Source organism: Rhizobium laguerreae, assembly GCF_002008165.1.
Taxonomy (GTDB): Bacteria; Pseudomonadota; Alphaproteobacteria; order Rhizobiales; family Rhizobiaceae; genus Rhizobium; species Rhizobium laguerreae.
Genome location: NZ_MRDM01000014.1, coordinates 438,623 through 458,684 on the forward strand (window position 1 = coordinate 438,623; position 20,062 = coordinate 458,684).

The following is a 20,062-nucleotide window of genomic DNA, read 5'->3' on the forward strand; positions in this document are numbered from 1 at the left end:
GGCGGCTACGGAAAAGGAACAACATGCCTCGACTGATGGCGATCGCCTTGATCTTCCCGGTCGCCCTGATCGTGGCGGCTTCGACAGCCTGGGCTTCCCTCGCCCTATGGTATCGCCTGCCTGATGGCGGACGGGCAATTGGCGCTGGCGTCTTCTTCGTTTTCGGTCTCTTCACTGTAGCGGCGCTTGCCAGCCGGCTGCGCATCAAAGCACTCCTTTCGTTCGCTGTCGTCTTTGCGCTGGTTCTCTTCTGGTGGAACTCGATCAAGCCGGAAGCGAACGCCGTATGGGCGCCGGATGTCGCCCGCCAGGTCACCGGTCGCATCGACGGAGATTCCCTGACTTTGACCGATGTCCGGGACTTCGAGTGGCGAAGCAATTCCGACTTTACGGAGCGCTGGACGACAAGAAGCTACGATGTGAGCAAGGTGAAGACGGTCGACCTGTTCATGTCATACTGGGCGGGGCCGAAGATCGCGCATGTCATCTTCAGCTTCGGCTTCGAAGGCGGCGAACAGCTCGCCTGGTCTATCGAGGTTCGCCATAAGGTCGGCGGCGGGTTTTCTCCCCTTGCCGACCTCTTCAAGAACGACCCGCTGGTGGTTGTTGCCGCGGACGAACGTGACGTCGTCGGCGTCCGCTCCAACGTGCGTGGCGAGGACGTCCAGATCTACCGGCTGAGAGCCAGTCCCGAGCAGGCGCGGAACCTGCTGCTCGAGTACGTCGCGGAAGCCAACGCGCTCGCCCGGACGCCGCAGTTCTATAACTCGATCACGACGAACTGCACGACGACCGTCGCCAAGCTGATGCGGGTCGCAGGAGACAAGGTGCCGTTCGACTGGCGGCTGATCGTCAACGGTTATCTTCCCGACTACGCCTATGACCGGGGAGCCATCGACACGTCGATGCCGCTCATCCGCCTGCGGGAGATTGCCAAGATCGACGTGCGGGCGCGGGCGGACGGATTGTCGCCCGACTTCTCGAAGGCAATCCGTCTCGGCGTGCCCTTCCCGGTCGTCGTCGCTAAGCCGTAACGTACAGTAACATACGAAGGGAATCGCGATGATTGAGGCATGGTCCGCCTCTGTCACGAATTCGCTGGGCGAAATTTCGCCTATGCCTTTAACCAGGACCGAACTCATGAACCTCGTCAAGCACTTCCAGAACTTCGCGACGACTGCGGCAATCTTGATGATGGTGGTCGCGCCGATGTTCGCTCCGACCCCGGCCGAAGCCCGCCGTGCGGCGGTCGGCTGCGGAGCGAGAGGATGTGCGGCCGTCAGCAATCGCGGCGCTGTCGTGGTCCCTCGCGCGCCCGTCAGGCGCGGCGTCGTCGTCGTGAATCCACGTCGCTATTGGCCCGCCGGGGGCGCGATCGCGGCTGGAGCCGCCATCGGCTTCATCGCGGGCGCCGCGGCGACCTCGGTCGCCGGGACGCCGCCGAAGTCCGGCATGTGCTGGTACTATACGGATAGCACCAAGAAGACGGGTTTCTGGGACGTCTGCCCACGATAGCGCTCGACGATCTGCGTGAGCATCGAGCACGTCGATCGATTTCAACAGACTGCGGTGATGTAGCCGGAATGCAGATGGGGAACTTAAGCTTGTTTGGTTCGTTGGCTGCTGGTCATATCCGACGACTTCTTCCATGCCTCGCACTGGTCGTGCTCGCGGGCTGCGGCGGACATCCGAAGAACGTGCTGTCCCCCGTTGCGGACACCATGCCGGATACCAGTCGCGTCGATATGCTGGTCGCAACCACGCGCGCCCGATCGACTGTTTCCGGCGAGATGTTCACGGGCGAGCGAGCCCGGACGCCGTCCTTCGCGCAGATGAGAGTTTCACTGCCCAAGGTCCGCAACGAGGGCGACGTCGCCTGGCCAAGGAAGCTGCCTTCCAATCCGAAGACCGACTTCGCCACGCTGAAGGCCGACGAGCTCAATCTCGAGGGGGCGAAAGACTGGCTGAACGCCTCGGTCAAAAGGAACCGCGACCAAAGCGTGCTGGTCTTCATCCACGGCTTCAACAACCGCTTCGAGGATAGCGTCTACCGCTTCGCTCAGATCGTCCACGATTCCAATGTCCACAGCACGCCGGTCCTTGTGACCTGGCCATCGCGCGGCAGCCTACTCGCCTACGGTTATGACCGCGAGAGCACCAACTACACGCGCAACGCGCTCGAGACGCTGTTTCAGTATCTCGCCAAAGACGGCACCGTGAAGGAAGTCAACGTGCTGGCCCACTCGATGGGCAACTGGCTGGCGCTGGAAGCGCTCCGGCAGATGGCGATCCGCAACGGCGGTCTTCCGGCGAAGTTCAAGAACGTCATGCTCGCCGCTCCGGACGTCGACGTGGACGTCTTCCGGTCGCAGATCGAGGACATGGGCGACCCTCATCCACAGTTCACGCTCTTCGTCTCGCAAGACGACAAAGCGCTTGCCTTCTCACGGCGGGTCTGGGGCAACATCCCGCGGCTCGGTTCGATCGATCCGGAAACCGCGCCGTACAAGACCGAACTCGCCGACTACAAGGTCTCGGTGATCGATCTGACCAAGATCAAGGTCAGCGACGACCTCAATCACAGCAAGTTCGCGGAATCGCCGCAAGTTGTCCAGCTCATCGGCGCGCGGCTGTCCGAAGGGCAGACGCTGACCGACAGCCGGGTCGGCCTCGGCGACACGATCCTTGCAGGGACGACGCATGTGGCGGCGGCGGCCGGAAGCGCCGCGGGCCTCATCCTGACCGCCCCCGTCGCAGTGCTCGACGCCGATACTCGCAGCAACTACGCCAATCATGTCGGCGGTCTGACCGGACAAGACAGCGGGACGCAGAAGATTGCGGTCAAGAACTGCGCGGCGACGCCGGCCGACCCGGCGTGCCGGAAGCAGCGATAGCAGGAGGCGCCGGCTTGAGTCCTGACACGCCTGACAGGCTCGTCTTCATATGTACGTTCGGGTCCCCTTCGTCGGCATCATCATCACCCGCAAACCGGTTGCCCGGCCCATACGTGATCCGGCTTGAAACTTCTTTCAGGTAGACGAAACGCTCTTCGGGGGTTAGGTTGCATAAGGGGATTTCAATACAAGCTGTAACTGTCGCGCATATGTGTGACGGATGGGGAGCATGCAATGCAGACCTCGGTGCCCACGCCTGACGATCGGGCCGAGCGCCCGTGTCCGACCGATGAGGAGGTCAGGGCGCAGCTTGAACGGATTCTATCGAGCCGGGAGTTTCCCAGCGCCGGACGTGGGGCTGCCTTCCTGAAATATGTCACCGAGGAGACGCTTGCAGGCCGGGCACAGCGTCTCAAGGCGTATTCGATCGCCATCGAAGTGTTCAACCGAAGCGCTGGCTTCTCTCAGGAAGATCCCGTCGTTCGCATCGAGGCCGGACGTCTGCGCCGGGTCATCGAACGCTACTATCTCGTTGCAGGCCAACGCGATCCGATCCGCATCGACATCCCTAAGGGCGGCTACGTGCCGACCTTTACGTGGAATGACGCGCCGATAGAAGCGGCCGAGGATGCGCTGAACGAAGCGGTCGCCGAACGCCGGGTTGTCGAGTGGCGGCGTCTCGTCTGGCCGGTGCTGGCCGCGCTTGTGGCATTCGTCTGCGCGGCGCTTGGCTACTACGCGGGAGTTCTGACGGGGCCGGCCACCGGTCGTTCCGCCGGGCAGGTTCCGGGCGAGCCGACCCTTGTAATCGCGCCCTTCGCGGACCTGGGCGATGGCCCCCAGGCTGCACGTTATGCCGCCGGGCTGACCGAGGAGCTTCTAACCGCCCTTCCCCGCTTCAAGGAGATCACCGTCTTCGGCCGCGAGACATCGAAGGCACTGCCTCCAGGCGTCGAGGCGTCGCAGGTGCGCGAGGGACTTGGCGCGCACTACCTTCTCGCGGGCGGGGTCCGCGTCGCGGGCGACAAGATCCGCGTGACCGTGCGTCTCGTCGACACCTCCGAAGGATCCATCCTGTGGTCGCAGCACTACGACGAGAACCTGGACACGCACGAGCTCTTCGTTATTCAGACGGATGTCGCGAGCAAGGTGGCGACGGCGATCGCCCAGCCTTACGGCATTATCGCGAAATCGTTGGCGGCCAACCCGCCGCCGGACGATGTCGGCGTCCATGACTGCACGCTGCGCTTCTACGCCTACCGCGAGGAGTTGAACCCGGAAACGCACCTGATCGCGCGCGACTGTCTGCAGAAAGCCGTGGCGCGTTTCCCCGCCTACGCAACCGCTTGGTCGATGCTCTCGATCATCCATCTCGACGAGGGCCGCTTCGAGTTCAATCCGCGAAGTGACAAGGCCCCCGCGATGGAACGCGCGCTCGGTTCGGCGCGGCGGGCGGTCTCGCTCGAACCCGACAACACGCGCGCCCTGCAGGCGCTCATGACGGCTCTATTCTTCAACAACGAGACGAAAGAAGCCTTCGAGGTCGGCGAAGCGGCGCTCGCCGCTAACCCGAACGACACGGAGTTCCTCGGAGAGCTCGGAACGCGCGTCGCATTCTCGGGGCAATGGAAGCGTGGCGCGGAACTGCTGGATCGTGCGATCGAGCTCAATCCGGGCGGAGCCGGATATTACTTCGGGACGCGCGCGCTGATCGCCTGCATGCTCGACGATCATGAGATGGCGGTGCGGCTGATCCGTAAAGCCGACCTGCAGAAATTTCCACTCTTCCATGGCGTTGCTGCGGTCATCTACTCCGAGGCCGGGCTGCTGGCGGAAGCGAAGCGCGAGGGCGAGGTGTTCATGAACATGCGCCCCGACTATCTGCCCAACATCGTGGCCGAGAACCGGAAGAGAAACCTGTCGCCGAAGGACAGCATGCGCATGATCGTAGCGCTTCGGCGGGCCGGACTGCCAGTGCCGAGCGCGACGGATATCGAAGCCGAGTTCAGGGTCTCCGACGCCTCATACGGCCCGTGAAGGCCGTACGCTACAGTAACATACGTTTCCTCTTCCTGCTCGTTCCTTCATTCTTCCGGCGCATGACCCCAGGCTGGCTCACCGCCAGCCTCGGCATCGGATGGAGACAGAGCCAATGGTCAAGACCGCATCGACCCGCACCCTGCCGCTGAAGAGATCCCTGACGCTCGCCGTCGCCGCGACCCTCGGCTTGGGGGCGCCGGCCTACGGTCAGGATTCCAGCGCCGATCTCGCCAAGAAGCTTTCGAACCCGATCGCCTCGCTCATCAGCGTCCCCTTTCAGTTGAACTATGACCATGGCTATGGACCCCTTGATGGCGACAAGGCGACCCTGAATATCCAGCCCGTGATCCCCTTCTCGCTGAACGCCGACTGGAATCTGATCTCTCGCACGATCCTTCCCGTGACCTATCAGAACGACATCGCCGGGTCATCCGGATCGCAGTTCGGTCTCGGGGACGTCGTTCAGAGTTTCTTCCTATCGCCTGCCAAGCCGACCGATGGCGGCCTCGTCTGGGGCGCGGGACCTGTCTTCCTGATCCCGACCGCGACCGACGATCTGCTCGGCGGCGAGAAATGGGGAGCAGGGCCGACCATCGTCGCGCTGAAGCAGGACGGCCCCTGGACCTATGGCGTGCTGGCCAACCACATCTGGTCGTTCGCCGGCAACGACGACCGGAACGACATCAGCAGCACGTACATGCAGCCATTCCTCTCCTACACGACGCCGACTGCATGGACGTTCGCGCTGAACACGGAATCCACGTACGACTGGAAGGCGCACGATTGGTCGGTGCCGATAAATCTGACCGTCTCCAAGCTGGTCAAGGTGAACGAGCAGCCGATCAGCCTGACGGCCGGACTTCGATACTGGGCGGCGGCTCCTGACGATGGCCCCGAAGGGCTCGGCGTCCGTCTCGGGTTGACGTTCCTGTTTCCGAAGTAGTCGCATAACACCGTCTCATGGTCAGGACTCCGGTCTGCTCTGTTCGATCGATGTCCGCAGCCGCATGCCCCACTTCTCCTGCCACCTGCGCGTGCCTGATCGCACGCCGCGAACCGAAAGGACGTTCAAATGCTCACGAAACGCGATCTGCTCCGCTCTGCCGCAATGGCCGCACTCGTCGCCGCAACGGCCAAGTCCACCCCGGTACTTGCGCAGAACAAGGCCGAATGGCCCAGCCTGCTGGAAGCAAAGGACATCGCCGAAGAGGGCTTCATCTACGGCCTGCCGCTGGTGATGAATTATGCGGTCATGCAGGAGTTCGCTGTCGATAGGAACTCCGGACAGTTCAAGGCGCCGTTCAACGAGATCAACAACATGCATAAGGTCGCCAGCCCGGCGGACACGGCAGTCATCACGCCGAACAGCGACACGCCTTACTCGATCCTCTGGCTGGACTTGCGTGCTGAACCGATGGTCATCTCGGTGCCGACGGTCGAGAAGGAACGCTATTACTCGGTCCAGCTCATCGACGGCAACACCTACAATTTCGGCTATATCGGCTCGCGCACCACGGGAAGCGAGCCGGGCTCCTATCTCGTTGTCGGACCCGACTGGAAAGGCGAGAAGCCCGACGGCATCAAGCAGGTCTTCACCTCGAGCACCCCGTTCGTATTCGCCAACTTCCGGACGCAGCTTATCGACGCCGAAGATATGGCGAACGTGGAAAAGGTGCAGGCCGGCTACAAGGCGCAACCGCTTTCGGCCTTCCTCAAGCAACCCGCCCCGCCCGCCGCACCGACGATCGAGTTCCTTCCCGCCACCACCGCCGGCATCAAGAAAAACTTCTTCGAATATCTCGACGTGGCTCTGCAGTTCGTACCGGAGACGTCAAGGGACAAGGACATCCGTGCGAAGCTTGCAAGGATCGGCATCGGTCCCGGCAAGACCTTCGAGTTCAAGGATCTGCCGCTCGAACATAAGGCCGAAATGCTGGTCGGCATGAAGCAGGGCGACGACAAGATCGATAAGTGGCTGGCCACCGGAAACAAGCCCATCAACGGCTGGAACGTCAGCTCGCTTCTTGGCGACGAGGCCTTCTTCAACGGCGATTGGTTGATGCGCTCAGGCGCTGCCAAGGCAGGCCTCTATGGCAACGATGCGGCAGAGGCCATGTACCCCTTCACCCGAACAGATGCGAGCGGGAAACCGCTCGACGGCAGCAAGCACAAGTACACGATCACCTTCCCGCCGGGCCAGTTGCCGCCAGTGCATTCGTTCTGGTCCGTGACCATGTACGACGGCAAGAGCCAGTTCCTCGTCAAGAACCCAATCAATCGCTACCTCATCAACTCTCCGATGTTGCCGGGGATGAAGAAGAACGAGGACGGCTCGCTCACCCTATATGTCCAGAAAGACAGCCCCGGAGCGGACAAGGAAGCCAACTGGCTTCCGGCCCCGGACGGTACGATCTATCTCGTGATGCGCCTGTACTGGCCGAAGACGGAAGCGCCTTCGATCCTGCCCGCTGGGAAAGGAACGTGGCAGCCGCCCGGCGTGAAGCGGGTCTCGTAGAAGGCGCTGAACGCCGACAGCAGGGTCGACAAGGCGCTCCGCGAGCCGGAGCGCCGCAACTGGCCGGACGTCGACCTGAAGTCGGACTGGAGACCGGTCTTCGCAGGGGACAAGGGTATGAAATGGATCGCCGGGCTTTTTCTGGCTCTGACGATGTGGGCCGTTGCTCACGCTCAGGAGGCTCCACGATCCCAGAAGGTCGACGATCTCGTGCGGCTGCTGCAGGATCCGGAGGTTCGGTCATGGTTGAAGAAAGCGCCCGGCCCGCCGTCGATAGCCGTCCAGGAAGTGGACGCCGGTCTGGCGACATGGGAGGTTGCCACGAGGAGACGGATCGATGGCGTCGTTCAGGCAATCCCAAGGATTCCCGGCGAGTTCACGGCGGCAGCTTCTCGCACGAGGGCGGACGCCTTGTCCCAGGGAAAGCTGCCGGTGTTCGTCGTCTCCCCTAGGCTGACGGCGGTCGGACTTTTCGCCGAGCGGATGTTCGCGCGGTCGAGACGACGCGCTGAAGGGCTGCAGGAACGCCTGCTGGCGATCGGCGTCTTCCGGCGGCCATGGGCGCGGTCTTCTTCGCTTTCGACTCCCAAGAAGACCGCAGCTCCGCGTATCGCTTTTAAAAGCGACTGGCGCCTCGAAGCTCCTGGTGCGCTTCGATCTGGACGTGCTGCGGGTAAGGTCGTGATCGACGTTGCATGATTGTGATGCCAGGGTCTTCCGCTTGCCGGGGCCACGTTGTCCCGTCTCGCGGAAGCGTCCGCACCCAGTCGATCGCGGCGCTGCTAACAACCCCAGCGGAGGCCACGATCATTCAATATCTCTGATGTTATCCATAAGTTCTATTCGTTTGAATGATGAGTTTTCAAAGCCCATATTAGGATCATGGACATGGACGAACCTCCCATTGACGACCATGCCCCTGACCCAAGAAAGGAACCGGAAAATGACCACGCTCACCTATCGCGGTGGTGGTAAGTCCCTCACCTCCAGTGAAAGCCGCTTCGACCTGGCACATTATGCCCGTAAGCTTGTGCTCGCCTGGACGCGCTGGCAGACGGCCCGCGAAATCGAAGCCATGCCCTTCGACATTCGCAAAGACATCGGCTGGCCGAGCACGGACGACAACAAACACCGGACCATGTAATGAATGCGACATTCTTCCCAAGATAAGGGCGGCGCCTGCCTCGTGCAACGCCGCCTTTTTCGTGAACTGAGCGTCCATTCCTAAGCCATTTTCAACATTGAATTTCAGTCGCCTATCAGCCTGTCTTCTCCCTGCCCGCGGCCATTCCGGCGATTTGACCGGCCAAATCGCCGGCGATGTCGCATATTTGCTCTTCCCGGCCGCATTTTTCCATGCCAGTGTCGCTTTCAGGACATCGGCGCGACGCATTCCGCGCAACGAATGTGTCATCGCCCCTCGAGCATGGATTTCGCTATGAACAGGATGCAGATCAAGAAGCGTTCGGTAGTCTTTTTTATGGTACCGCAATTCACCATGCTGCCCTTTTCGGCCGCCGTGGACACCTTGCGCATCGCCAATCGCATGCTCGGCTATCAGGCCTATACCTGGCGGCTGACCTCCGTCGACGGGGAAAAAGTCTATTCCTCCTGCGGCATCGGCGTCGAGGCAAATTCCTCGCTTGCCGAGGAGCGGCGCCATCTCGGCGGTGAAAACCGGCCGGGCATGGTGCTCGTCTGTTCCGGCATCGATGTCGAGCAGTTCAACAACAAGTCGGTCAATGCCTGGCTGCGTGAATGCTACAATCGCGGTGTCGCCGTCGGCAGCCTCTGTACGGGTGCGCATGTGCTTGCCCAGGCCGGCCTCCTGAACGGCAAGCGCTGCGCCATCCACTGGGAAAACCTGCCCGGCTTTTCGGAAGCCTTCCCGCAGGCGGAGGTCTATGCCGATCTCTACGAGATCGACGGCAATCTCTATACCTGCGCCGGCGGCACCGCCTCGCTCGACATGATGCTGAACCTCGTCGGCGAGGACTTTGGCGAAAGCCTTGTCAACCGCATCTGCGAGCAGCACCTGACCGACCGCGTGCGCAACCCACACGACCGCCAGCGTCTGCCTTTGCGCGCCCGTCTCGGCGTGCAGAATGCCAAGGTGCTGTCGATCATCGAGCTGATGGAAGGTAATCTTGCCGAGCCGCTGTCGCTGATCGAGATCGCCGACGGCGCCGGCCTCTCGCGCCGCCAGATCGAACGGCTGTTCCGCCAGGAGATGGGCCGCTCGCCGGCTCGCTACTATCTGGAAATCCGGCTCGACCGCGCACGCCACCTGCTGGTACAGTCCTCCATGCCGGTCGTGGAAGTCGCCGTCGCCTGCGGCTTCGTCTCGGCCTCGCATTTCTCCAAGTGTTATCGCGAACTCTACCACCGCTCGCCGCAGCAGGAGCGCGCCGAGCGCAAGATGACCATGGCGACGGCAAGGCAGGCGGTCGCCGCGTGAGACATTGAGAAAGGCCGTCGCAGCCGCGGCCAGATGGGCCAAGTAACGGTCCCGCGGCAAAAATCGTCACTTCGGTTGTTGCTGCCCGGGTAGATTGTCAGGCCGAATGACCGGTGTCTTCCCTTCCTCAGGCGCGGGCTGGCTGAATTCGCTATCCCCGGTCGGGGGCGGCTTCAGGACACCGTGGCAATCGTCCATCTTTTGCGACAGCGAACCGTCCGTGGCCGCCTTCCCGGCGTCCCCGGTTGCCGACTGATTGTTCTGATCTGCAGGCGATGCAGTGCAGCGTTCCGAGTCGGTAGACGGTTGTTCATTTGCCTGTCCATTAGCGTTTGAACTCGAAAATGCGACCATCGCAAAGATCAATGCAGCTAGGATTCGCATTGACTTTTCCTTTCACAGTCTCGCCGCAAGCGCATCCAAACCCCACGAGAATGCGCGGAAGTTCCGCCTGTCGCTCGTTCATTTCTCGCCGTCTCGCGGCCAAGGGACACCGGCTTCATGGGATGGCGAAAATGCTGACGGCGCCGCGTTGGCTGGGCTCGACGAGCGTACAGCTACAGCCTCTCGCGCGCCTCCGTTTTTCGGTTGAATCTACTGAACCTGCGGTTCAGGCATTTGTTCCACGGCGACGCGCTGGAATCTGACTGCAACGTCTGGTTCACAACAGGGACCTGACCGATCCCCATACTGCCATCGCCATCGTCAACAGGTTTTTTGGAAACAAGGCCCAACGGAACGCCACCGGCACCGCCCACGCAGGCGCATTTCAGCTCGCGTTTTCGAGAGAAGCGAACTGAGATTAGGCGCCCGCTATTGCGCCGCCTCTTCCGTCATCCTGGCGTCGGAGTAGACCTGGTTGCGGCCCCTGTGTTTGGCCATGTAGAGAAACTGGTCGGCGGCGTTCAGGTAATTCTCGAAGGTCTCGTAACCGGCGATCTCGGCAATGCCGATCGAAATCGTGACGCCGAGTTCCTCGTCGTCGGCCGTGACCTTCAGTCGCGAAATGTCCGAGCGGATCTCGTCGCAGAGCTTGGTCGCGGCTGCCGAATCCATCTGCGGGAAGAGGATGGCGAATTCCTCGCCGCCGAGCCTCGAGAGAAGATTGTCGCTGCCCTCGAAGATCGTAAACAGCCTGTTTGCGACAGCCTTCAGCACCTTGTCGCCGATCTCGTGGCCATAGGTGTCGTTCAGCCGCTTGAAATGATCAATGTCGAGAATGGCGACGGAACTCGGCACCTTCAGCCGCAGGCACTCGTTCACCAGTTTCGGGCCGTTGTCGTAGAAATAGCGGCGGTTATAGAGGCCGGTCAGATAGTCGCAGGCCGCCGCTGCCCTCAGTTGCCGCATCTGCGCCAGCGTTTCGGCATTGTTGGCGATGCGGCATTGCAGTTCCTCGGCAACGAAGGGCCTGTAGACGAAATCGCTGGCGCCGGCCTTGAGGAAACTTGCCGAAAGCATCCGGTCGTTGGAGGAGGAAACGCCGATGACGCGCAGCCTGTCCGAACCGAAACGATGGCGGATGCGCCGCGTCAGCTCGTAGCCGCTCATATCGGGCATGTGGTGATCGGTGACGACGAGCTCGATATCGCTGTAGGCCTCGAGCGCTGCCAGCGCCTCGAGCCCCGAATTTGCCTCGACGACGAGATATTGTTGTGCCTTCAGGAGGTCAACGAGCACCTGGCGCGCCGAAACGACATCGTCAACGACGAGCACCCGCGTCTTGCGGTTGGAGATCGCCCGCCGCACGGTGGCGACCAGATTGTCGAGCGCGAATTCATTGTCCTTCAGCACGTAATCGATGACGTTGCGCTCCATGATCTTGTTGCGCGTGTTGAGATCGAATGTCGCGGTGAAGACGATCGCCGGGATATCGTGCTCGATCGTGCAGTCGAGCGCTTCGCCATAGGGCGAATCCGGTAGGTTGAGATCAACGACGGCCATGGTGTAGCCGTGAGCGTCGTCGGCAAGTTCCTTGCGAAGAGCCTTCAGCGACGGGCAGGATTTGACGGCAAGGCCGAGCTCTGTCTGGAACCGGTGGCAGAGCACCGCGGAAAACATCCGGGAATCTTCAACCAGAAGTATCTTGAGTCCGCCGGAACGTAACCCGATGCCATCCCGCTGAAAATCCGCTTGAAACGCCACAGCCGCTAATCCCCCATGCGTCTGACGGGCGCGACTCGGCCCTCTCCCCGGCGGGGACGATAACCGAGAGGCCTGCGCACGTGAAGGGGACAAATAACGGCGACATCACCTGCAATTGCAAAGATTCGACGACTGTCCCCGACTGTCATTTCCGCTCCCCTGGCGATACCGATGCTGGAAGGGCCGTCAGGCAACCGCCCGCTCCTTGCGCATCGATTGAATTTGCAGCAGCGTATCGAGGTTCTGGTTGACGCGGCAGTAGAACTCCTCGTCGATGAAGGGACGCAGCATGAAATCATTGCCGCCGGCCTTGAGGAATCGTGCCGAAAGCAGCCGGTTCGAGGAGGAGGAAACGCCGATGATGCGCAACTCGTGCGAGCCGATATTGGCGCGGATGCGCCGCGTCAGTTCGAAGCCATCGATGTCAGGCATGTTGTAGTCGGTAATGACAAGGCCGATATCGCGGTTGGCCTTCAGGATCTCCAGCGCCTTGCCGCCGCTCTCGGAGACGCTGACACGGAAATTGTAGCGCTTCAGCCGGCTCGACAGCAGAGCGCGCGCAGTCGCGCTATCGTCGACGATCAGCACGTGGTGGCGATGATTGGTGAGGAAGCGGCAGATCGATTCCGCCAGCAGGTCGACGGCGAAGATGTTGTCCTTGAGGATATAGTCGACGATATCCTTGGCCATCAGCTTGTCGCGCATGTTTTCATGGAAGGTGCCGGTGAAAACGATTGTGGGTATGGAGAGATCGACCAGATATTCGAGCGCTTCGCCGTTTTCGGCGCCGGGCAGGTTGATGTTCGAGATCGCCAGCGTGATCGGATCGGAAGACTTGTCGTAGGAAACCTGCAGATCTTCGAAGCTGCGGCAGATCTCGACATCGATATCGAACAGCTCTTTGAGACGTTTGCTGATCATCGAAGTGAATACGTTGGAATCTTCCGCGACAAGAATACGCGCACCCGCAAACATTTCCCCGGAATATTGCATCCCTGAAATACCTAGAAACGCCATAGCAAACCTTTGATGTAAAATCTGTCCCCGGATCAAACCGATACATCGATTGATTTGAATAATTATTAATCGGCGCGTTTCGATATATACGAAGACGCGGCCCGATGTGGCCGCCTCCGATTTCTTTGCAGATATGATTAAGAAATCGGGCGGGAAGCGCCGCATTCTCGGCGTCGCACGGGCTTTCGCCGACAACCGTCGCATTATAGGTCGAACCGACGTTTTGATCTTCGGTTTCATGCCTTCCCTGGCGCAATCCGGCCGCAGCATGGCAAGCGCCAGCGAGCGGTTGCTGCGGAAGCCGAAGGCGCTATTGGTGGCGCCGCCGACCAGCCCATCTGGCTGGCACCGCTCGGCCGAAGCGATTATAAACAAGCCATCGACCCCGACCCGCCGACAGGTTCGCCCATGATCCAATCCGACCCGGTGATCGAATGGCTTCTCGACTCCGACCCCTCGATCCGATGGCAGGTGATGCGCGACCTGCTCGACGGCCCCGAGCGGGAATGGATGGCTGAGCGGGCCAAAGTCGAGACCGAGGGCTGGGGCGCCAGGCTGCTCTCCTGTCAGGACGAGGACGGGCAATGGGCAGGCGGCGCCTTCCTGCCCGCCGGTTTCGACCCGCACGAGTGGAAGGAGCGTGGCCAGCCGTGGACGGCCACGACCTTCTCGCTGTCGCAATTGCGCGAGTTCGGTCTCGATCCCGCCTGCGGCGGCGCCAGGCGCACCGTCAAACTGGTCGGCGCCAACGCCCGTTGGGAAGAAGGCGGCCAGCCCTATTGGGAAGGCGAAGTCGAGGAGTGCATCAACGGCCGCACCGTTGCCGACGGCGCCTATTTCGGCGTCGACATCTCGCCCATCGTAGAAAGGCTCATCGGCGAGCGCCTCGACGACGGCGGCTGGAACTGCGAGCGGGCTCGCGGCTCTGTCCGCTCCTCCTTCGCCAGCACCATCAACGTGCTGGAAGGATTGTTGGAATACGAGAGATCGACCGGCGGCACGCATCGGTCTCGAGAGGCGCGCAGGACCGGCGAGGAATTCCTGCTGGCCCGCAACCTCTTCCGCCGCCTTGGCACCGGCGAGCCGGCCGACGAGCGCTTCCTGCGCCTCCTGCATCCGAACCGCTGGCGCTACGACATTTTGCGCGCGCTCGATTATTTCCGCGCCAGCGCGATCCTGACCGGCGCCGACCCCGATCGGCGCCTCGGCGAGGCGATCGACCACCTTCTTCCCCGGCGCTTGCAGGACGGCCGTTGGCCGCTCGACGACAGCCCTGCCGGTCGGGTGTGGTTCGAGGTCGATGACGGGCAAGGCAAGCCCTCGCGGTGGGTGACGCTCCGGGCGATGCGGGTGCTCCGATGGTGGGATGCCCAGCCCCCAGGCCGTCTCGACGCCTGCAACACATCTCCGTGAGCCTGCTTCCAATTCCGGAACCGGCATGCCAGTATTCCGCCCATGAATTTCCTGCGGGCCGTCCATCGTCTGTTGCTTGCCATCGCTATGCTCGCGATCGTTATCGGTCCGATGAGCATCGGGTTGGCGAGCAGTGCAATGGCCTCTTCTGATCCGGCGATGACCGATGGCATGAGCGCCACGATGGCCGGCATGCAGATGGCGGAGCAGATGCCGTGCTGCCCCGAACAGCAGTCCGTCAAGCCGGACTGCGCAAAGGGCTGCCCGCTGGCATTGGTCTGCACGACCTCGATCTTCGCCAACGCGCCCGACGTCCACGGCTGGTCATTTGCGATCTCCTGGCTGTCCCATCGCTATGACCTCGTTCTGGCGTCGCAACTGACGCCCGCCTATGTCGAGCCTCCGGCCCGACCTCCGAAAGCTTGATCTCAAGTCATTCCTGAAACACGTCTACGGTTCACGGCGGATGCTTCGCGCATCTTTCAGGGACCTGCGGCAATCAATTCATGACTGAGGATGCGGTCTGAGCGCCTATCCCAATGAGATCAAATATCATGAACAAGACCACCTTTTCCGCGGGAGCGATGCTCCTCGCCGGCGTGCTGATTGTCGGTTCCGCCACAGCCTCCTTCGCCGCGCCACAGGACTACGAATTCCAGCCGGTTTCGACCGACGTCAAGCAGGGCCAGGGATCGCCGGTCTCCGTCCGCCTCGTTGACAAGCGCACGGGCAAGCCCGTTCCCGACGCGGTCATCTTCACCACCCGCATGGACATGGCTCCCGCGGGCATGGAAATGATGACGACACCCGTCGAGGCCACCGCCTCCACGGAACCCGGTATCTATGCCTTCAAGGCGGACTTTACCATGGCGGGTGGCTGGCGCTTCAAGCTTGCCGCCAAAGTCCAGGGCGAGCCGGACACCATCGAGGGCGAACTCGTCCTCAAGGCAGCGCCGTGAACACGCCAGCGCGTGTGGCGGCCACGCTCTCCCTTGCCGTATTGGTCGGCGGGGGAGGCTATTGGGCTGGCACGAAAGATCTTGGCGCACAGCTCGGCCTTTCCTTCGCCGAAACGGCGCTCGCTACGCCGGCAGCTTCCTTGGCCGTGCCAACCGGCGCGATCATTTACTATCGCCATCCTGACGGCCTCCCGCAATTCTCTGCGACGCCGAAGAACACAGAGGATGGCCGGCCATTCGTCGCCGTGCATGCGAATGAGGATGTGAGCTTCGCCGACGCCGCAGCACCAAAACCGGTCGAAACGGAAACGACCACGACATCGTCAGCAACCGCGCCGGCGACAGGAAAACTTCTCTACTATCGAAACCCGATGGGCCTGCCCGACACGTCGAAGGTGCCGAAAAAGGACTCGATGGGCATGGACTATATCCCGGTCTACGAGGGTGATCAGGGCGACGCCTCGACCGTCAAGGTCTCGCTCGGCAAACTGCAGCGCACGGGCGTCAAGACCGCGACCGCCGAGATGGCCAGCATCGTCAGGAAGATCGAGGTGCCTGGCACCATTGTCCTCGACGAGCGGCTCGTCAGCGTCATCTCGATGCGGACGGATTCGTTCGTCGACGACGTCGCCAATGTCACCACCGGTGACCGCATAAGGAAAGGCCAGAACCTCTTCAGCTTCTATTCGAAGGACATCGCCACCGCCGCCTCCGAATACGCGGCCGGGAGAAATGACGGCCGCGGGAACGGAGATGTAGGCTCCGCTCTGCGCCTGAAAAACCTCGGCGTTCCCCAGGAGGCGATCGATACGATCGCGCGGAGCCGGCAGGTGCCGGCCAGCATCGGATATGTCGCGCCGCGCGATGGGGTCGTCCTCGAACGCATGGCGACGGCAGGCATGATGGCCAAACCCGGCGACGTGCTGTTCCGCATCGCCGATACCTCCAACGTCTGGGTGATATCAGGCGTGCCGGAATATGATCTGGCATCGGTCCGCAGCGGAGCCGAGGTGAACGTAACGGTCAGAAGTCTTCCCGGCCGGACGTTCAAGGGTGTCGTCGACCTGATCTATCCCGACGTCGACATACAGACGCGAACGACGAAGGTCCGCATCGAGCTTCCCAATCCGGACGGCGTACTGCTGGCCAACATGTATGCCAACGTCGAGATCCAGGCCGGAGCACCAAAACCTGTCATTGCCGTCCCCAACAGCGCCGTCATCGATACAGGCGATCGCCGGGTCGTGTTCATCGACAAAGGCGATGGTCAATTCGAGCCGAAGGACGTGACGCTCGGAGTCCGGGGCGAGAACCAGACAGAAATCACCAAGGGCGTGGCCGTCGGCGACAAGGTGGTCGTGGCCGGCAATTTCCTGCTCGACGCCGAAAGCAATCTCAGCTCGGCGCTCAGCGCCATGACGCAAGAGGAGGCCAAGCCGTGATCTCTCGCGTCATCTCGTGGTCCGCCCACAATCTCGTCCTGATCTTTGTCGGCGCAGCACTCGCCGTCGCAGGCGGCGTCTACGCCCTGCGGTCCCTGCCGCTCGACGCCATTCCCGATCTCTCCGATATCCAGGTCATCGTCTATACCGAATATCCCGGCCAGGCCCCGCAGGTTGTCGAGGACCAGGTGACCTATCCGCTGACGACGTCGATGCTGACAGTGCCGAAGTCGAAGGTCGTCAGGGGCTTCTCCTTCTTCGGCGTTTCCTTCGTCTACGTCATCTTCGACGACGGCACCGATCCTTATTGGGCACGCAGCCGCGTGCTGGAATATTTGAACGCCGCCCAGAGCCGTCTGCCGCAGGGCGTCGCCCCGACGCTCGGCCCAGACGCGACAGGAGTCGGCTGGGTCTACCAGTACGCAGTCGTCGCCAAGGAGCTGTCGCTCGCCGAACTGCGATCGCTGCAGGACTGGATGGTGCGCTTCGCGGTCTCGAAATCCGAAGGCGTCTCGGAGGTCGCGAGCGTCGGCGGCTTCGTGAAGCAGTATTCGATCGTCGTCGATCCGGCCAGGCTGAAGGCGCAGGGCGTTTCGCTCGACGACATCGCCAATGCGGTGCGCGCAAGCAACACGGACGTCGGCGGCCGTACCGTCGAACTCTCCGAGTTCGAGTTCATGGTGCGCGGGCGCGGCTATCTGAAGGGTATACCCGACATCGAGAGCATCGTGCTGAAGAGCCAGAACGGCGTGCCGCTGAAGCTCAGCGACGTCGCCAGGGTGGAACTCGTTCCGGACGAAAGGCGCGGCATCACCGAATTGAACGGCGAAGGCGAGGTCGCAAGCGGCATCGTCCTGCAGCGGTTCGGGGCCAACGCTTTGACGGTCATCGACAACGCCAAGAAGAGCCTGGATTCCGTCAAGGGCGGCCTTCCTGATGGCACCGAGATCGTTCCGGTCTACGACCGCTCGACCTTGATCGAGTCCGCCATCGAGACCCTGAAAGGGACGCTGATCGAGGAATCGATCGTCGTGGCGCTGGTGACAATCGCCTTTCTTCTCCACGTGCGCAGTGCGCTGGTTGCCATCATCATGTTGCTTGTCGGCATCCTGATCGCCTTCATCGCCATGCGGATGCTCGCACTCGGGGCGAACATCATGAGCCTTGGCGGCATCGCCATCGCCATCGGCGCGATGATCGATGCGGCGATCGTGATGATTGAGAACGCCCACAAGCATCTCGAACGCGCGCCGCCCGACAAGCCACGCGTAGAAATCCTCGTCGAGGCGGCGAGCGAAGTCGGTCCGGCGCTGTTCTTCAGCCTGCTGATCATCACCGTCTCGTTCCTGCCGATCTTCACACTAGAATCGCAGGAGGGACGCCTCTTCGGTCCGCTCGCCTTCACCAAAACCTTTGCGATGGCGGCGGCAGCACTGCTGTCGGTGACGCTGGTGCCGGCATTGATGGTTCTCTGCGTCCGTGGCCGTATCGTCCCCGAGCACAAGAACCCGTTGAACAGGTTCCTGATCTGGATCTACCGCCCCGTCATCTCGGGCGTACTGCGGGTGAAGACGCTGACCATCCTTGCGGCCCTTGCAATCCTTTCGGTCTCCGTCTGGCCCGTGCAACACATCGGCAGCGAGTTCATGCCCAATCTCGACGAGGGCACGCTGATGTACATGCCGACGACCCTGCCCGGCATCTCCGTCACCAAGGCGGCCGAGCTGATGCAGACGCAGGACCGGATCATCAAGTCCTTCCCCGAAGTCCAGAGCGTCTTCGGCAAAGCGGGTCGTGCACTGACCGCCACCGACCCGGCCCCCACGGAAATGTTCGAGACGATCATCACGCTAAAGCCGAAGTCGGAATGGCGGCCGGGGGTCACCACCGAAAGCCTGAAGCAGCAGATGGACGCTGCTCTGCAATTTCCCGGCGTCTCCAATGCCTGGACGATGCCGATCCGCGCCCGCATCGACATGCTGTCTACCGGGATCAGGACGCCGGTCGGCGTCAAGGTCTACGGCACCGATCTCGGTGAAATGGAGAAGGTCGCCCGGCAGATCGAGACCGTGCTGAAAACGATCCCCGGAACGTCGAGCGCATATGCGGAGCGCGTGATCGGCGGCTACTATCTCGACATCGTCCCGGACAGGACGGCGCTCGGCCGCTACGGGCTGACCATCAACGACATTCAGGACGTCGTCGGCATGGCGCTCGGATCCGAGGTTGTGACATCGACCGTCGAAGGCCGCGAGCGTTATGGCGTGGCCATACGATATCCACGGGCGTCCCGAAGCGATCCGCAGTCTATCGCCAGGGATGTGCTGATATCGCTACCGGGCGGAGGAACGGTGCCTCTCGGTGAAGTGGCCGACGTCAAGCTGACCCGCGGCGCGACGACCATTCGTACGGAGAACGGTCAGCTCGCCGTCTACATCTACGTCGACATCACCAACCGCGATCTCGGCGGCTATGTCGCGGAGGCTCAGCAGACCGTCGCCGAGAAGGTGACGATGCCGCTCGGCTACTCGGTCGCCTGGAGCGGTCAGTTTGAGTACCTTCAACGGGCCAAGGCGCGGCTCGCCGTTGTCGTCCCGCTGACGCTGGCGCTGATCTTCCTGCTGCTCTATCTCAACTTCAAGGCGCTGACGGAAACGATGATCGTCATGCTGTCCTTGCCATTCGCGCTCGTTGGCGGCATCTGGCTGATGTGGTGGCTGGGCTTCAACGCCTCGGTGGCGGTCGCCGTCGGCTTTATCGCGCTCGCGGGCGTTGCGGCGGAGACGGGCGTAATCATGCTGATCTATCTCGACCACGCCCTGAAGGAGCAGCGAGAGGCCTGCGAAAAGGAACGCCGCGCCTTCTCGAAGTTGGACCTTAACAGAGCGATCATGGTCGGCGCGGTCGAGCGCGTTCGACCGAAGATGATGACCGTCGTCGCCATCATGGCAGGTCTCGTTCCGATCCTCTGGCGAACTGGAACCGGATCGGAGATCATGCAGCGCATCGCCGTGCCGATGATCGGCGGCATGGTGTCTTCGACGCTGCTGACGCTGATCGTCATTCCGGCCGTCTACGGATTGGTCAAGGGGTGGCGACTGCCAGCCGCTTCGGAAAGCGCTGCTGCCGGCGACGGTCAATCGGGTGAACTGCAGGCTGCCGAATGAGATTGGAGGAAG

The 20,062-nt window shown here is 61.9% G+C and carries 16 protein-coding genes and 2 pseudogenes; 14 read left to right on the plus strand and 4 right to left on the minus strand.

Translation table 11 applies throughout. From position 1 onward, the window contains the following. Positions 1–23: 23 nt before the first annotated feature. The 5 genes from BS630_RS17910 to BS630_RS38005 all read left to right on the plus strand — a co-directional run bounded on the left by BS630_RS17910 (position 24) and on the right by BS630_RS38005 (position 5,877). Positions 24–1,034: an Lnb N-terminal periplasmic domain-containing protein gene (locus BS630_RS17910; RefSeq protein WP_077978458.1), complete on the plus strand. Its 1,011-nt coding sequence runs from the start codon at positions 24–26 to the stop codon at positions 1,032–1,034. 106 nt (positions 1,035–1,140) lie between these two features. Beyond that, a complete protein-coding gene (locus BS630_RS17915; protein ID WP_077979222.1) occupies positions 1,141–1,515 on the plus strand; it encodes a hypothetical protein in 375 nt (124 codons plus the stop codon). A gap of 74 nt (positions 1,516–1,589) precedes the next feature. After that, entirely contained in the window at positions 1,590–2,894 is a 1,305-nt protein-coding gene (locus BS630_RS17920; RefSeq protein ID WP_167383831.1) for an alpha/beta hydrolase, read from the plus strand. Between the two features lie 234 nt (positions 2,895–3,128). After that, entirely contained in the window at positions 3,129–4,931 is a 1,803-nt protein-coding gene (locus BS630_RS17925) for an adenylate cyclase (protein ID WP_077978459.1), read from the plus strand. A gap of 115 nt (positions 4,932–5,046) precedes the next feature. Further along, on the plus strand, positions 5,047–5,877 hold the full coding sequence (locus BS630_RS38005; protein WP_077978460.1) for a hypothetical protein: 831 nt from the start codon (positions 5,047–5,049) through the stop codon (positions 5,875–5,877). Between the two features lie 25 nt (positions 5,878–5,902). Here BS630_RS38005 and BS630_RS38680 read toward each other — a convergent pair. Then, positions 5,903–5,962: pseudogene (locus BS630_RS38680) on the minus strand (hypothetical protein); the annotation flags it as partial. A gap of 44 nt (positions 5,963–6,006) precedes the next feature. On the opposite strand from BS630_RS38680, the gene BS630_RS17935 reads away from it, so the two are divergent. The 4 genes from BS630_RS17935 (at position 6,007) to BS630_RS17950 (ending at position 9,907) form a co-directional block, all read left to right on the plus strand. Beyond that, positions 6,007–7,449 (plus strand): DUF1254 domain-containing protein, encoded by a 1,443-nt coding sequence (locus tag BS630_RS17935; RefSeq protein ID WP_077978461.1) that lies wholly within the window; start codon positions 6,007–6,009, stop codon positions 7,447–7,449. Positions 7,450–7,566: 117 nt separating this feature from the next. Next, on the plus strand, positions 7,567–8,148 hold the full coding sequence (locus BS630_RS17940) for a hypothetical protein (protein WP_244735365.1): 582 nt from the start codon (positions 7,567–7,569) through the stop codon (positions 8,146–8,148). 244 nt (positions 8,149–8,392) lie between these two features. Next, the gene (locus BS630_RS17945) at positions 8,393–8,593 is read left to right on the plus strand and encodes a hypothetical protein (protein ID WP_026157393.1); all 201 of its coding nucleotides are present in this window, start codon (positions 8,393–8,395) and stop codon (positions 8,591–8,593) included. A gap of 294 nt (positions 8,594–8,887) precedes the next feature. Beyond that, complete coding sequence (locus BS630_RS17950; RefSeq protein WP_003540607.1) at positions 8,888–9,907, plus strand: GlxA family transcriptional regulator; 1,020 nt, start codon at positions 8,888–8,890, stop codon at positions 9,905–9,907. A 661-nt stretch (positions 9,908–10,568) separates the two neighbouring features. On the opposite strand, the pseudogene BS630_RS38685 reads toward BS630_RS17950, so the two are convergent. The 3 genes and pseudogenes from BS630_RS38685 to BS630_RS17965 form a co-directional block, all read right to left on the minus strand. Continuing rightward, positions 10,569–10,689: pseudogene (locus BS630_RS38685) on the minus strand (glutaredoxin); the annotation flags it as partial. Positions 10,690–10,720: 31 nt separating this feature from the next. Further along, positions 10,721–12,052, minus strand: coding sequence for a diguanylate cyclase (locus tag BS630_RS17960; RefSeq protein ID WP_017960878.1), 1,332 nt, complete (start codon positions 12,050–12,052; stop codon positions 10,721–10,723). A 186-nt stretch (positions 12,053–12,238) separates the two neighbouring features. Beyond that, positions 12,239–13,069: a response regulator gene (locus tag BS630_RS17965; protein WP_025394961.1), complete on the minus strand. Its 831-nt coding sequence runs from the start codon at positions 13,067–13,069 to the stop codon at positions 12,239–12,241. Positions 13,070–13,477: 408 nt separating this feature from the next. Between BS630_RS17965 and BS630_RS17975 the strand changes: the two genes are divergently transcribed. From BS630_RS17975 to BS630_RS17995, 5 genes are all read left to right on the plus strand, one after another. Continuing rightward, positions 13,478–14,482, plus strand: coding sequence for a squalene cyclase (locus BS630_RS17975; protein WP_077978464.1), 1,005 nt, complete (start codon positions 13,478–13,480; stop codon positions 14,480–14,482). A gap of 42 nt (positions 14,483–14,524) precedes the next feature. Then, complete coding sequence (locus BS630_RS17980) at positions 14,525–14,908, plus strand: hypothetical protein (protein WP_077978465.1); 384 nt, start codon at positions 14,525–14,527, stop codon at positions 14,906–14,908. Positions 14,909–15,021: 113 nt separating this feature from the next. Beyond that, positions 15,022–15,441: a FixH family protein gene (locus BS630_RS17985; RefSeq protein ID WP_183594405.1), complete on the plus strand. Its 420-nt coding sequence runs from the start codon at positions 15,022–15,024 to the stop codon at positions 15,439–15,441. Continuing rightward, the gene (locus BS630_RS17990) at positions 15,438–16,883 is read left to right on the plus strand and encodes an efflux RND transporter periplasmic adaptor subunit (protein ID WP_245310411.1); all 1,446 of its coding nucleotides are present in this window, start codon (positions 15,438–15,440) and stop codon (positions 16,881–16,883) included. The genes BS630_RS17985 and BS630_RS17990 overlap by 4 nt, the downstream gene beginning before the upstream one ends. Further along, the gene (locus tag BS630_RS17995; RefSeq protein WP_077978466.1) at positions 16,880–20,050 is read left to right on the plus strand and encodes an efflux RND transporter permease subunit; all 3,171 of its coding nucleotides are present in this window, start codon (positions 16,880–16,882) and stop codon (positions 20,048–20,050) included. The genes BS630_RS17990 and BS630_RS17995 overlap by 4 nt, the downstream gene beginning before the upstream one ends. Positions 20,051–20,062 lie beyond the last annotated feature (12 nt).